The organism is Amycolatopsis ultiminotia (assembly GCF_039536925.1).
Classification (GTDB): Bacteria; Actinomycetota; Actinomycetes; order Mycobacteriales; family Pseudonocardiaceae; genus Amycolatopsis; species Amycolatopsis ultiminotia.
Map to the genome: position 1 here is coordinate 202331 of NZ_BAAAZN010000009.1, position 13951 is coordinate 216281.

The following is a 13951-nucleotide window of genomic DNA, read 5'->3' on the forward strand; positions in this document are numbered from 1 at the left end:
GATTGTGCGCCAGGACAGGCGCGTGGGCTCTCTCAGTGGGCGTTCTCGTAGTCGGTGATGTGTGCGACCTTGTTCGCGCTGGCCGAGTCAGGGTCGAATCGGTAGCCGACCCATTCGGCGACGATCTTCTTCGCCACCTCCGGCCCGACCGCACGGGCACCGAAGGTGATCACCTGACAGTTGTTCGACTTGATCGACCGCTCGGCGGAGTACGAGTCGTGGGCAACGGTCGCACGAACGCCCGGCACCTTGTTCGCTGAGATCGCCATGCCGATCCCGGTACCGCACACCAGCACGCCGCGGTCAGCCTCGCCACTGGCGATGGCCTCCGCCGCGGCAAGCCCCAGCAGCGGGTATGCCCGGTCGTCCTCGGCATCGGGCACCCCGAGGTCGGTCACCTCGGCCACGCGCTCATCGGCCCGCAGCAGATCGCGCAGCTGGTTCTTCAACTCGGCCCCGGCGCTGTCCGCCGCCACCACGATGCGCATCAGTTCCCGTCCTTTCCCAGTTCCTCGCCGACGGCCGTGACCAGTAGCGAGAACGACACCGCACCCGGATCCGGATGGCCTTGACTCCGTTGCGCCAGCCGCGCCGCGCGTCCTTTCACCGGCCGCAGTTGCGCGGTCTCTTCCGCTGCGGTCACCGCGGCCGCGGCGGCTTTCTGCCAAGCCTGCGCAACGGCCTCACCGGCCTGGTTCCGCAACTCGATCCGAAACGGCTCGATCGCGTCGAGCATCGTCTTGTCTCCCGGCTGCGCCTTACCCAGCTCGGTGAACGCCCGGACCGCGCCGTCGACCGCATCGGCGAGCGCCACCGTGGTGATCTCCTCAGCAGCCAAGCCGCTCAATCCGGCACCCGTTTCCGCGAGCAGAACTCCATACAGCGCCCCGGAAGCGCCACCTGCCGCGTCCGCGAAAGCGGTGCCCGCGGCGAGCAGGGAACCCGACACGGTGTCCGGGTCCCGCCGCGCTGCGGCGACCGCTGCCCGCATACCGCGCGTCATACCCAGTCCGTGGTCGCCGTCGGCCGCGACGGCATCCAACCGGCCCAGCTCGTCCTCTTCCTCCTCGATACTGCGCAACGCGGCGGTGAGCACCCGGTCCACCACGCTCGTGCCCGGTTCCTCGTCCACCATCCATCCGTCTACTGTGGACTCCAGATCAACCGCCGCGAGCTTGGCTCCGGAGCTGCGATAGCCAGGCGTATCGCACGGATCGGCGTACAGCTCCGCCAGCTCGTCGTCGAGCACCAGGATGGACAGTGACACCCCGGCCATGTCGAGCGAGGTCACGAACTCCCCGACCTCGGTGTGCAACGGGCTCAACCCCGCCTGCGCCAGCCGCTCGTGCACGCGGGTGTAAGTGACGAACATTTCCTCGTACTTGGTTCGTCCGAGCCCGTTGAGCAGTGCGACCACCCGGCCGTCTCCCTCCGGAAGCTCGGGCAGCAGGCCGTCGACGAGCTCGTCGGCCAGCTCCGCGGCGGACAACCGGCCCACGGTGCGCACCCCGGGTTCGCCGTGGATACCGAGGCCCACCGCCATTTCCTGATCCGCGACGGTGAACAGCGGCTGCGCGGCACCCGGCAGCGTGCAGCCGCCAAATGCGACACCAAACGTCCGGGTGCGGGAATTGGCTTTCGCCGCGATCCCGTGCACCGCGTCGAGGTCGTATCCCCGCTCTGCAGCGGCACCGGCGATCTTGAACACGAGGAAGTCGCCCGCAACACCACGGCGCCGCTCGGGTTCGGTCGCCGGACCGCTCGCCACATCGTCGGTGACCAAGATGGTGCGGCTCGCGATGCCCTCCGCGGCCAGCCGGCGTGCAGCGAGGCCGAAGTGGAGCACATCGCCCTGGTAGTTCCCGAATCCGAACAACACCCCGGCACCGTTGTCGGCGGCTCGTGCGGTGCGGTAGACCTGCTCGGCACTCGGGCTGGTGAACACGTCGCCGACCACGGCCCCGTCGGCGAGGCCCGGCCCGACGAGCCCGGCGAACGCCGGGTAGTGCCCACAACCGCCGCCGATCACGACGGAGACTTTGCCCGGGTTCTCCGGCTCCGCACGGCGGACGACGCCGTACGCATCCGGCACTTTGCGGACCGTGCGGCCGTACGCGGTGACGAACCCGTCCAGCCACTGCTGTTTGAAGGTGTCCGGGGAACCGAGAGTGGTCATGATCAGTCCTTCGCGGCCACCGGCTCGCCGGCCAGACAGGCCAGCAGCTTCCGGCGAACGTCGTCGTTGTCCTCCGCCACGGCTCCGGCCAGCTCCAGGGCATCGGGCTTCGGCGGATAAGTGGGGTTCGGCAGTGCGATGACAGTGAGCCCGGCCGCGGCTGCAGCGCGGATGCCGTTGCTGGAGTCCTCGACAGCTAGGCATTCACCGCCGGACTTGCCGAGCCGCGTGGCCGCCTCGAGGTAGACGTCCGGGCTCGGTTTGCCCCGCGCGACTTCCGCACTGGACACGGTCGCCGAGAACTCATGGGTGAGCCCGTGCTTCTGCAGAACGGCGTCGATCACCCGCCGCGCGGCCGACGACGCGAGCGCGATGGGGACCCTCGCACCGACCTCACGCACCATTTCTCCAGCGCCCGAAAGCAGCGGCGCCTGCCCGTCGTCAATCGAGGCGATCATGCCGTCGACCACCGCGTACTCCACCTGACCTGCGCGTTCCGGTACTCCGCACCGACGGGCCAGGTACGCGGCCCACTCGGGCGCGCTCATCCCCTGCACCGAAGCGGTGTCCTCGGCAGTCCACTCGACCCGGTGACGAGCGGCAACGGCGGCCCAGTTCTCCTCCCAGAGGTGTTCACTTTCGACCAGGACACCGTCGAGGTCGAACACCACCGCGCTGAGTGTCATGCACCAGATCCCTTCAGAGAGCGAGCCCGCTTCACACGAGCAATGTTAAGTTAACAATCGATCTGAGATCTTGGCAAGGGTGTTCACACGACAAGGGAGGGCGACGGTGGGAACACGGCTTCTGCTGGCCAGGCACGGGCAGACCGAGTGGCACGCGGAAAACCGCTACGCCGGAAGCAGTGAGGTCGCACTGACGGAGAAGGGCCGGACGCAGGCCGCCGCACTGGCCACGTACGCCCAACGAGTGAAGCCCGATGCATTGTTCTGCTCTCCCCGGCAGCGCGCCAGGAACACGATCCAAGCGACTGCCCACGCTCTCGGCCTGACTCCGGAAATCGTCGACGACCTGCGCGAAACCCATTTCGGGATTGCCGAGGGGCGGACTCGCGACGAGCTGCGCCGGACGGATCCGGACGCCGTCGAGCGATTCCTCGAAGACCCGGTCGCCGGCGCGTTCCCCGGAGCCGACAATCCGGCCGAAGCTGCCGAGCGCGGCACCCGGGCGCTCCGCGAGATCGCCGCCCGTACCACCGGAACCGCGCTGGTCGTCGCGCACAACACGCTGCTGCGGCTCAGCCTGTGCCGGTTGCTCGGCATTCCGCTCGCCACCTATCGCACGGTATTTCCCCGGCTGGACAACGCCGCCGTCACCGAGGTGGAGGTGACCGGTGACCGAACTGCCCTGGTGCGCTTCAACCTCCCGGTGGACAAGGGATAATCACCGCATGCCGAGTGAAAAAACCGTCCCGCACTCCCGGGAGAGCCGTCAGCAGAGGCTGACCGACCACGTGTTCCACCACGGCTCGGCGACCATCGGCGAGCTGGTGGACCTGCTGAACGTCAGCATGATGACGGTGCACCGGGACATCGACGAGCTGGCGCGGCGCGGCCTGCTCCGGAAATACCGCGGCGGCGTGTCGGCCATGCCGTCCACGGTGTTCGAGAGCAACGCCGAGTACCGGCTGAACGCGAACGCCGACGCGAAGCGGCTGATCGCGATGAACGCGGTGGAGCACGTCGAACCCGGGATGTCAGTGCTGCTCGACGACTCCACCAGCGCCCTCGCGCTGGCCCGGCTGCTGGTGGACGTGACCCCGCTGACCGTGGCCACCAATTACCTGGCCGCGCTCGACGTGCTCAAGGGCGTGGACGAGCTGCGGCTGATCTGCATCGGCGGCGACTACTCGCACACCCACGATTCCTTCCTCGGCATGCAGAGCATCGAGGCGATCGAACGGCTCTCGGTGGACATCACGTTCGTGTCGACCTCGGCGATGACCACGCAGATGACCTTCCACCAGGAGCCCGAGATCGTGATGATCAAGCGGGCCATGCTGGCCAGCGCACGGCAGAAGGTGCTGTTGATGGATGCCAGCAAGATGTCGCGCACCGCGCTGCACCGGCTCACTCCGGTGGACGAGTACGACCTGCTGATCGTGGATCAGGACATCGATCCGCAGTACGCGGACGAGCTGCGCAGCCGGGTCACGGTGGAGATCGCGGAGGACATCGACTGAACGGGTTCATCTAACACTCTTGCCTGGGAACTTCACACGGTCCATGATATCTTCGATCTCGACGTCATGGAGGCGTGTATGAACGAGTCGGCAACAGCGGAGTTGTCCCCACCAGGCAGCGGCTTCAGCCGCCTGCTCACGCGCTGGGGTTTGCCCGCGCCCCTGTTCCTCGGCTATGTCGGCCTGCTCCTTTTCATGATCGGCGACGGCGTGGAATCGGGCTTCATCGCGCCGTACATGGCGGACAACGGGGCAGGCACCGAAATCAAGGCCTCGTATGTGATCACCGTGTACGGCGTCGCGGTGATGCTGGCCTCGTGGCTGTCCGGTGCACTGTCCGAGCTGTGGGGGCCGCGGCGCGTGATGCTGATCGGCCTGGCCATCTGGCTGGTGTTCGACGTGCTGTTCCTGATCCTCGGCCTCGCCGGCGGCAACTATCCGGCAATGCTGATCTGCTACGGCCTTCGCGGATTCGGGTATCCGATGTTCGCGTTCGGCTTCCTGGTGTGGATCACCGCGGTGGCTCCGGTCGCCCGGCTCGGCGCGGCGGTCGGTTGGTTCTATTTCGCCTTCACCGGTGGGCTGCCCACGTTGGGCGCGCTGGTTGCGAGCTTCACCAACCCCCTGGTCGGGCACTACGGCACACTGTGGGTGTCGGTTGTGCTGCTCGGCATCGGCGGGCTGGTGGCAGTGCTGGGCGTGCGGCAACGTACCGGTTACCGTCGACTCGCACCGCCCGAGGTGAAACCGGTGCAGAGCCTGGTGTCCAGCGTGTCCATCGCGTGGCGGAAACCGCGTGTGGGCATCGGGATGGTCGTGCGGGTGATCAACACCGCACCGGAATTCGGGATGCTGGTGTTCTTCCCGACGATCTTCATCTCACAGATCGGTTTCGGCGAGAGCCGCTGGTTGCTGCTGGTGTCGGTGATCTACGGGACGAACATCTTCTTCAATCTGATCTTCGGCGTGCTGAGCGACCGGATCGGTTGGCGCACCACCATCTTCTGGTTCGGCGCGATCGGCTGCGCGCTCTCGATCCTGCTGCTGTACTTCGTGCCGATCGCGATGGGCGCGCAGTACTACTGGCTCGCGCTGATCGTCGGCGCGCTCTACGGTGCGACGCTGGCCGGGTTCGTGCCGATCTCCGCGCTACTGCCGTCACTGGCGCCGGAGCACAAGGGCGGCGCGATGGCGTTGCTCAACCTCGGCGCGGGTGCGGCGGCCTTCGTGGGTCCGGCAATCGTGTCGTTGTTCCTTGGCCCGGCCGGGGCCGCCGGGGTGGTCATCATCTTCGCCGCGCTGTACCTGGTGGCAGCAGTACTGGTGCGATTCCTGAAACTGCCTGAGGAAACCGAGCAAGCGATTGCGGCGGACGGCAGCCTGCAAGAGGTCGGGCAGAAGGTCAGTACGACGTGAACGAACAGGTCACCATCGGCATCGACGTCGCGACCGCGGGGGTCCGGGCCTTCGCGGTGCGCGGCGGGTCGGTGCTCGCCACGGCGGCGGCGGCGTTGCCGCCTCCGGTGCGCTCCGGTGATGGCCGCAGCGAACAAGACCCGTCGGCGTGGTGGCCCGCGGTAACGGCCGCGGTGGCTGAGGTCACGACCGCCTTGCCAGGCCGTGGCGCAGAGGTCGCGGCAGTGTCGATCGCAGCGACCTCGGGCACGATCGTCGGGGTCGACGCGACCGGGGAACCGGTCACGCCCGCCTTGATGTACGACGACCGGCGCGGCGCGGACCACAACGCGAAGGCAGCGGAGCTGGGCGCGAACCGGTGGCATGCGCTCGGCTCCGGTGTCTCGCCGACCGCGGCGCTCGGACGGATCGCATGGCTGGCGGAACACACGGACGCGGTCGCCATCCGGCACACCGCGGACGTGATTGCCGCGAACCTGACCGGGCACGTGGTAGCCGCGGACTGGTCCCATGCGTTGAAGAGCGGCTACGACCCGCTGGCGGGTGAATGGCCGCACGAGGTGTTCGACGGACTGGGGGTTCCGCACACGATGCTGCCCACCGTGGTCGCACCGGTGAGCGTGCTCGGTGAGGTCTCGGTGGCGGTGGCCGGGCTGCCGGCTGGCTGCCTCGTCGTGGCCGGGATGACGGACGGCTGCGCCGGTCAGGTCGCCGCGGGCGCGGTGGAGCCGGGACGCTTCGTCGGCATTCTCGGGACGACGTACGTGCTGAAGGGCGTCACGGAGTCCCTTGTGCCGGATCCGACCGGGGTGATGTACAGCCACCGGCATCCGGACGGCTGGTGGCTGCCGGGCGGTGCGTCGAACACCGGTGGTGAGTCCGTTTCGGACACTGCCGGGCTGGCCGATCTCGACGCTGCCGCGACAGCGCGTGGACCGGCACGTATGGTGACGTTTCCGTTGCGGCGCAATGGTGAGCGGTTTCCGTTCGCGCACGGCGACGCGAAAGGGTTCATGGTCGGCGCCCCGGTCGATGACATCGAACTGCACCGCGCACGACTGGAGGGGGTGGCATTCGTCGAGCGGCTGGCGCTGGACCACCTGCGGCGTTTGGGGATCACGGTGCAGGGCCCACTGCTCGCCGCGGGCGGAGGAAGTCGAAGTCCACTATGGACGTCAATTCGAGCGACGGTCACCGGGCTGGCAATGCGGGTCGCGCCACACGCGGAAACCGGGTACGGCGCGGCGTTGCTCGCCGCAGCCGCCGTCTCGCCGGGTGGGCTGCGAGCCTTGCACGAGGATATGCCGGAAGGGTCGGTGGTCGAGCCACTGCCAGCTGAGGAGTCGGCAATGACGGCCTCGTACCACCGATTCTGCCGCGCACTGCACGACCGAGGCTGGATAGATGACGAGCTGTACTCGACCACCGTGAGATGACAGCACCAGAATCGAGCCGACGAGCGGCCAGCATCCGCGCCAGGGACGGGCCGGGCCAGGGGCGAGTCGAGTCAAGTCGGGTTGGGCTCGGTCGGGTCAAGTCGATGCGGTGTCGGTCGGCCGAAGGCGTGCGCCGACAGGCCGGCGGCGCCCAGGGCCTGACCGAGGTCATGTGGCGTTGGAGGTCATGTGGCGTTGGATCGGCGATGTTCAGCGCGCTGCCAAAGCCACATGTCGCCGAATTGACAGCGCCGAATTAGCGCCACGCCGAGGACAACCGGCACGTGGCACCTGGCCGACGCCGCACCCGGCCGAATCAACGACGCCCAGGGCAAAGCCGCATGCTGTGGGATCGTCGACGCCCAATGCGTCGAAAGCGGCATGGGCCGAGTCGGCGACGTATGGCGGGCGGGCGAAACCACGCTCAGTCGAATCGACGGCACACAACACACGACCCAAGCCGGGCTTGGTCGAATCGACGAAGCGCGACGTGCGGCTTTGTGAAACGCAGGCGGATCTGTGGATTGCGAAGTGTTTCCTCGAACGGGGCGAGGCTTCGATGGGATTCCGGCGCGAGTCGATGATCGGTCGCTGAGTGGGTTTCCGGGGATGAGGACTGGGCGTCGGCGGGGTCAGTGCCGCGGGTGCGCATCTGTGGTGGGTGACGGTGGGTCTGGGCGCGGCGGGACTGGGCAGGCAGGGGTGCGGCGCGTCGCGGGCACAGCGCCCCCCGGAAGCGCGGAGGCGCTAGGGCTGCGGCGGGCCGGGGACGGCAAACTTCGAGGCGCAGCGCGACGCGGGGCACGGTGGCCCCCGAGCCGCGGACACGCTCAGGCTGCAACGAACCCGAGACCCCCGACCTCAAGACCCAGCGCGACGCGGGGCACGGTGGCCCCCGAGCCGCGGACGCACTCGGGCTGCAACGAACCCGAGACCGCCGACCTCAAGACCCAGCGCGACGCGGAGCACAGCGGTCTTGGGGCGGGACGGGGGCGCAGCAGGCCTGGAGGCTTGGCAAGCGGCAAAGCGTAGCGGCCTGAAAGTGCGGCGACGCTGGAGGTTCGGCGGGGCGAAGGTTCCGCGTGCAAGAGCAGCACGCAGCGGGTCCGGAGGGCGCAGCGATCCGGAGGGCGCAGCGATCCGGAGGGCGCGGATGCGAGAGCTGCGGCGGGCCGTGAGGCGCAGCGGGCCTGGGGTGCCCGGCCCCCGGGGCGCCGGGAATGGGAACCGAGCCAGGGCCGGGAATGGGGAACCGGGGCCGGAGCCGGGGATGGGAGGGGAACCGGGTCGTGGCTGGAGACGGGGTCGGGGCTGGCTGGCGTGGTGGGCGGGTCGGGGGCGCTTGTGTTCGCGGTGTCAGGCGGTGGTTGGGGAGGTGTCGGCGGGGAGAGGTGCCTCGTCGGTGGTGGGTTGTGGTTCTTCGTCGTCTGGTGGGGTTAGGAGGCGGAGGGCTTCCTGGACTGCGTCGTTGGTGGCGGCGATGCGGTCCGCGACCTTGGTGCGCAGGGTGAGTGCGAGGGCGTGGTTTTCGGTTGCCTCGGTTTGCTTTTGGCGAGCGTCGGCCAATGCGGTTTCTGCTTCGGATTTCCTGATCGCTATTTCTTCCGAGGCGCGACGGTCGGCTTCGGCTCGGGCGGCGGCGGCCTTGGCTTCGGCGGCGGCGTCCGTTTCGGCTCGAGCGCGGGCGGCTTCCTCGTCTGCTTCGGCGCGGGCTCGGGCTGACGCCTCATCTGCTTCGGCTCGGGCGCGTTCGGCCGCGGCATCTGCCTGCGCGCGGGACTGGTCGGCGGCGGTGTCCGCTTCGGTGCGGGCGCGGGTTGCCGCGGCGTCCGCTTCGGCTCGGGCTTGCGCTGCCGACTCGTCAGCCTTGGCGCGGGCTTGGGCTGCGGCTTCATCCGCCTGGATTCGGGCAGCGGTGGCAGCTTCGTCTGCCTCGGTGCGGATGCGGTCGGCGGTCTGGGTGCGGGACCTGATCTCCTCATCGGCCGCCGCGGTACGGGTCGCGATGTCCTCATCAGCCGCCGCGGTGCGGGTTTCCAGGTCGGCCAGGCGGGTTGCGATGTCCTCGTCTGCGGCGGTGATGCGGGCTTGCAGTTCTGTCTCTCGGGTGTCCAGGGCGGTTTGGGTTTCGGTCAGCAGGCGTTGGCGTTCGGATTCCGCCTCCTTGGCCGCTTTGTCCGTGGCGCGTTGGGTTTCGTGGGCGTAGCGGTCTGCTTCGGCGCGGGTCGAGGTGGCGTCCGCCTCCGCGGCGGCTCGCAGGTCGGCTATTTCCTCCTCGGCCAGTTGCATCATCAGCCGGACGCGCTCGGCCATCGCGCCCGCGCCCGCTGGGCTCGAGCTCACCCGGACCAGGGCGGACTTCGCTTCCGAGAGCTCGTTCTGCGCAGTCGTCAGCGCCTTGGTCAGCTCGGCGACACTGGCCATCGCCTCGTCGCGACGGTGGGCTGTCTCCTGCTGTGCGCGGGACAGCTCGGCGATCCGTTCATCGACCTGACGCTGGTTGTAGCCCCGCATCGTGACGGCGAACGAGGCGCTCTTCGCAGCGGGCTCGGACTTCTCGGGCGCGACCATCGGGCCACCTTAGTGAGCAGGGGACCTTCCGCACGTACCGCCAAACGGCTGCATTACGAAGCGCAAGATCGGCCGTCACGCATGGCATCTTCCGGGCGCCCCGAAACGGTGAAAAGGCCGGGCCGTCCACCGTGCGCCGCGCCCCGGCCGGACACCGTGCCGCGGGTCGAATCCCACGTCAGCCGCGCGAACCGGGCAGAGCCGGCTGAGCAGGTCCTGCTCCGGTTGCGCCGGGCACGCAGGCTACCGTGCCGGTGAGCGACACGGGAGGGTCCGCGCATGCAGACGCACTGGCAGGTGTACGTCACCATGCCATTCATCGCGGCGCTGATCGGCTACGTCACCAAGCGGGTGGCGATCGAGATGATGTTCCGGCCGGTCGAATTCACCGGCATCCGCCCCTTCCTCGGCTGGCAGGGCGTGCTGCCTGCGAACGCCGAGCGGATGGCGAGCACCGCCACCGAAATGCTCACCGGCAACCTCGTGGACCCGCGGGAGATCTTCGCCAGGCTCGATCCGGTCCAGATCGCCAAGGAAATCGAACAGCCGCTGCTGCGCGTGGTCGAGGACGTGACCCGCGAGGTGATGGAGACCTACCAGCCCCGGCTGTGGGAAATGCTGCCCACCGGCGCACAACAGCTGCTGCTGAAACGCGTACAGGCGGAGGCGCCGCGGGCGATCACGAAAATCATGCGGGAGATCTCCGGGAACATCGAGGACGTTCTCGACCTCAAGCATATGGTCGTCACGAACCTGGTCCGCGACAAGGCACTGCTGAACCGGTTGATCCGGGACATCTCCCGGCCGGAAATGCGGTTCATCGCCAATTCCGGGATCGTGTTCGGATTCTTGCTCGGCTGTGTCCAGCTGCTCGTCTGGTGGCTCACCAAATCACCCCTCGTGCTGCCGCTGTTCGGTCTCGGCATCGGGTGGTTCACCGATTGGCTGGCACTCAAGATGATCTTCCTCCCGCGCTCGCCGAGACGGTTCTTCGGTCTCTACACCTGGCAGGGCGTGTTCCAGAAACGACGCGACGAGGTGGCCGCCGACTACGGCGACATGATCGCCCGCGAAATCATCACCGTGCCGAACCTGCTGGAAGCCGTGCTGCGGGGACCCAAATCGGACCGGCTGTTCAGCATGATCAGCCGGGAAGTGCAGAAGACCATCGACGCGCAGGCGAGTGTGGTGAAGCCGTTCGTCGCCATCGCCGTCGGCACCAAGCGGTTCCAGGAGATGAAACAGGCCGCTGCCGCGAAAGCCGCGGAGCGGGTGCCGGAGACCATCCGGCACGCCGAGCATTACGCGGTGAACGCACTGGACGTACGCAACACGATCGTGGACCGGATGCGCAGGCTCACCCCGCTGGAATTCGAACAACTGCTCCGACCGGCCTTCCGCCAGGACGAGTGGAAACTGATCGCGGTCGGCGCGGTGATCGGCGGGCTCGTCGGCGAGCTGCAGGCACTGCTGCTGCTCCACTGACCACGCCCGGCCAGGTGCGATACGGTTTGCCGAAGCGGGAGGGAGGCCAGGTGGACGCGGTCCTGGACGATCTCGCACAACACTGGCCGGTGTACGCGTCGATGCCGTTCATCGCCGCGCTGATCGGCTATGTCACCAAGCGCGTTGCGATCGAAATGATGTTCCGCCCGCTCGAGTTCACCGGCATCCGGCCGTTTCTCGGCTGGCAGGGCGTGGTGCCCAAGCACGGTGGTCGGATGGCCGCGATCGCGACCGAACTGCTCACCGCGAACCTGCTCGACATCAAAGAGGTCTTTGCCCGCGTGGACCCCGTGCTCGTCACCGGGGAACTGGAGCAGCCACTGCTGCGCGCGGTCGACGGCATCGCCCGCGAGGTGCTCGAAAAGCACCACCCCCGGCTGTGGGAGGTGCTGCCGACGATCGCCCAGGAAATGCTGATCAAGCAGGTGCAGTCGAGCACCCCGCAGCTGGTCCGGGAATTCCTCGACGAGGTCCGCGACCGCCTCGACGAGGTGCTCGACGTCCGGCACATGACCGTGGAACGGCTCACCCGTGACCGTGCGCTGCTGGTCCGGCTGATCCGCGAAACGTCCCGGCCGGAGATGACGTTCATCGCCCGTGCCGGCATCTTCTTCGGCTTCGGGCTGGGGCTGGTGCAGGCGGTGGTGTGGGCGTTCACCCGCGAACCCCTTGTGCTTCCGCTGTTCGGCGGCGCGATCGGACTGTGCACCGACTGGCTGGCGATCAAGATGATCTTCCTGCCGCGCGAGCCGGTGCGGCTTGGCCGGGTGATCCTGCAGGGCAAGTTCCAGCGGCGGCGCGCGGAGGTCGCCAGACAGTACGGCGAACTGGTCGCGAACGAGGTGCTGACCGTGCCGAACCTGCTCGACGCGCTGCTGCGCGGGCCGAAGTCCGACCGGCTGGTCGGCATGGTCGAACGCGCCGTCGGACATGCGGTGGACGCACAGGTGAGCGCGGCGAAACCGATGGTCACGCTCGCGGTGGGCACGCAGCGGTTGCAGGAGATGAAGCACGCCGCGGCACAGCGGGCGCTGGCCGAGCTGCCGCTCACCGTCCGGTACGCCGAGGGCTACCTGACCGAGGCGATGGACGTGGCGAAGATGGTGGAACAGCGCATGCTCGCGCTCACCCCGCTGGAGTTCGAGGGATTGCTGCGCCCGGCGTTCCGCCAGGACGAGTGGAAGCTGATCGCGGTCGGCGGCGTGATCGGGTTCGTCGTCGGTGAACTGCAGGTCCTGCTCATGCTCGGCTGAGTTTCGGGTGTTCCCGCACCGGCGCGGACCGCGGTGGCTACCGTGAACCCGTGTCCGAACCGCCTCAGCTGCCCGCCGTCCACGAGGCGTTCCTGCCTCGCGAGCACTCGCTGCACCGCCCCCGCCACGGTCGGCGGCAGCTGATCGCACTGGTCAGCGCGCTGCTGTTCTTCGCGACGCCGACCCTGCTGTGGGTGGTCGGGGTGCGCCCCGGCGAGATCGAGAACCACAAGCTGGCCGGCTTTCCCAGCCTGGCCGATGGCTTCCGGTTCTTCACCGGCCTGCCCGACTGGGCCACCGACCAGCTGTCCTTCCGGGCGGGCGCGATCGACGCCGCCGGCGGGATCAGCCGGGGCGTCTTCGGTGAGGAACCGCCGCTCGACCAGGGATCGGCGGCGAATTCCGGGCCGATCCCGGCGCCACCGCTGCAGCAGCCGGGCGCACCGAAGAACGGTCCGTCCGTGCCCAGCCTGCCGGGCACCAGCCAGGCCGGCTACCGCAACGTGGTGCAGGGCCTCGACGGCTGGCTCTACTACGGCTACGACGCCGAGGCGAAGTGTGCGCCCGCCCAGGACGTCGACACCACGATGAAGAAGGTCGACGAACTGCGCGCGGCCGTGGAGGCGTCCGGCCGGAAGTTCGTGTTCGTGGTGACGCCGGACAAATCGACGATGGTGCCGCAGTTCCTGCCCGCCAGCTACCCCGGCAAGGACTGCTCACAGGCCGCGTCGGCGAACGACTGGTACAAGATCACCACCGAAGGCCATTCCCTCGACCTGCGCCCGGAACTCGCCGCGTCGGCCGCCCGCGTCGGCAGGCCGATCTACGCACCCAACGACACGCACTGGCGGGACGAGGGCGGGCTGGTCCTCGCCCGCACGCTCGCCAACGCGGTGCGCCCCGGTGCCACCGACTCCTGGGTCTCCGCGCCGTCCGGCCAGTACGACGCGGTTGCCGATCTGCCGTTGCTGCTGGGCAAAACCGGCGTCAAGACCAACACGATGTACACCCTGCGACCGGACGGCGTCACCGACCGCGCGAGCGAGTTCCTCGGCAACATCGACCAGCCGGTGCACCGTTCGTCGCCGCCGTTGAGCGGCACCATCGACCGGCGCACGCTCATCTACGGCGATTCGTTCAGCCTGGCTTCGTCGCGCTACCTCGACGCGGCGTTCACGAACCTGACCTACCTGGCCTACTCGACCGAGAAGACCCCGCAGGCGCAGGCGGTGGACCAGTTCGTGAACTCCGAGGTGGTCGTGCTGCAGGCAGTGGAGCGCAACGTCTCGGGCGGACTGGTTCCGTTCACCGACGACGGCTTCATCAAGAGTGTGAAGACGGCGCTGGCCCAGCACCCGATCCGCTGACGGACCGCGCGAAGGACAAGACC

Annotated in this window: 11 protein-coding genes; 7 read left to right on the forward strand and 4 right to left on the reverse strand. The window is 68.3% G+C overall.

Annotated elements, in window-relative coordinates:
- Window positions 1–32: 32 nt before the first annotated feature.
- From ABD793_RS22025 to ABD793_RS22035, 3 genes are read right to left on the reverse strand one after another with little or no spacing between them, the layout of a single operon-like run.
- Complete coding sequence (locus ABD793_RS22025; protein WP_344862867.1) at window positions 33–488, reverse strand: ribose-5-phosphate isomerase; 456 nt, start codon at window positions 486–488, stop codon at window positions 33–35.
- Entirely contained in the window at window positions 488–2176 is a 1689-nt protein-coding gene (locus ABD793_RS22030) for a dihydroxyacetone kinase family protein (RefSeq protein ID WP_344862869.1), read from the reverse strand. Before ABD793_RS22030 ends, ABD793_RS22025 begins: the two co-directional genes overlap by 1 nt.
- Before the next feature lie 2 nt (window positions 2177–2178).
- Window positions 2179–2862 carry an HAD family hydrolase gene (locus tag ABD793_RS22035; protein ID WP_344862871.1) on the reverse strand — a complete coding sequence of 228 codons (684 nt, stop codon included), beginning with the start codon at window positions 2860–2862 and terminating at the stop codon, window positions 2179–2181.
- A 106-nt stretch (window positions 2863–2968) separates the two neighbouring features.
- Here ABD793_RS22035 and ABD793_RS22040 point away from each other — a divergent pair, with 106 nt between their 5' ends.
- From ABD793_RS22040 to ABD793_RS22055, 4 genes are all read left to right on the forward strand, one after another.
- Entirely contained in the window at window positions 2969–3580 is a 612-nt protein-coding gene (locus ABD793_RS22040; RefSeq protein WP_344862873.1) for a histidine phosphatase family protein, read from the forward strand.
- Between the two features lie 7 nt (window positions 3581–3587).
- Window positions 3588–4379: a DeoR/GlpR family DNA-binding transcription regulator gene (locus tag ABD793_RS22045; protein ID WP_344862875.1), complete on the forward strand. Its 792-nt coding sequence runs from the start codon at window positions 3588–3590 to the stop codon at window positions 4377–4379.
- A 78-nt stretch (window positions 4380–4457) separates the two neighbouring features.
- On the forward strand, window positions 4458–5795 hold the full coding sequence (locus ABD793_RS22050) for an MFS transporter (RefSeq protein WP_344862877.1): 1338 nt from the start codon (window positions 4458–4460) through the stop codon (window positions 5793–5795).
- Window positions 5792–7231, forward strand: a complete 1440-nt coding sequence (locus ABD793_RS22055) for an FGGY-family carbohydrate kinase (RefSeq protein WP_344862879.1) — start codon at window positions 5792–5794, stop codon at window positions 7229–7231. Before ABD793_RS22050 ends, ABD793_RS22055 begins: the two co-directional genes overlap by 4 nt.
- A gap of 1356 nt (window positions 7232–8587) precedes the next feature.
- Here ABD793_RS22055 and ABD793_RS22060 read toward each other — a convergent pair.
- Window positions 8588–9802: a coiled-coil domain-containing protein gene (locus ABD793_RS22060; RefSeq protein ID WP_344862881.1), complete on the reverse strand. Its 1215-nt coding sequence runs from the start codon at window positions 9800–9802 to the stop codon at window positions 8588–8590.
- Between the two features lie 279 nt (window positions 9803–10081).
- On the opposite strand from ABD793_RS22060, the gene ABD793_RS22065 reads away from it, so the two are divergent.
- From ABD793_RS22065 to ABD793_RS22075, 3 genes are read left to right on the forward strand one after another with little or no spacing between them, the layout of a single operon-like run.
- Window positions 10082–11287: a DUF445 domain-containing protein gene (locus ABD793_RS22065; RefSeq protein ID WP_344862883.1), complete on the forward strand. Its 1206-nt coding sequence runs from the start codon at window positions 10082–10084 to the stop codon at window positions 11285–11287.
- A gap of 50 nt (window positions 11288–11337) precedes the next feature.
- Window positions 11338–12561, forward strand: coding sequence for a DUF445 domain-containing protein (locus ABD793_RS22070; protein ID WP_344862885.1), 1224 nt, complete (start codon window positions 11338–11340; stop codon window positions 12559–12561).
- Between the two features lie 50 nt (window positions 12562–12611).
- Complete coding sequence (locus ABD793_RS22075) at window positions 12612–13928, forward strand: alginate O-acetyltransferase AlgX-related protein (RefSeq protein ID WP_344862887.1); 1317 nt, start codon at window positions 12612–12614, stop codon at window positions 13926–13928.
- The last annotated feature ends 23 nt before the right edge of the window (window positions 13929–13951 follow it).

What these genes read in the sequence shown, in the direction of transcription:
- ABD793_RS22060 (WP_344862881.1), bottom strand. Translation starts at nt 9,802, where the DNA reads ATGGTCGCGCCCGAGAAGTCCGAGCCCGCTGCGAAGAGCGCCTCGTTC.
- ABD793_RS22045 (WP_344862875.1), top strand. Translation starts at nt 3,588, where the DNA reads ATGCCGAGTGAAAAAACCGTCCCGCACTCCCGGGAGAGCCGTCAGCAG.
- ABD793_RS22030 (WP_344862869.1), bottom strand. Translation starts at nt 2,176, where the DNA reads ATGACCACTCTCGGTTCCCCGGACACCTTCAAACAGCAGTGGCTGGAC.
- ABD793_RS22065 (WP_344862883.1), top strand. Translation starts at nt 10,082, where the DNA reads ATGCAGACGCACTGGCAGGTGTACGTCACCATGCCATTCATCGCGGCG.
- ABD793_RS22035 (WP_344862871.1), bottom strand. Translation starts at nt 2,862, where the DNA reads ATGACACTCAGCGCGGTGGTGTTCGACCTCGACGGTGTCCTGGTCGAA.
- ABD793_RS22025 (WP_344862867.1), bottom strand. Translation starts at nt 488, where the DNA reads ATGCGCATCGTGGTGGCGGCGGACAGCGCCGGGGCCGAGTTGAAGAAC.
- ABD793_RS22050 (WP_344862877.1), top strand. Translation starts at nt 4,458, where the DNA reads ATGAACGAGTCGGCAACAGCGGAGTTGTCCCCACCAGGCAGCGGCTTC.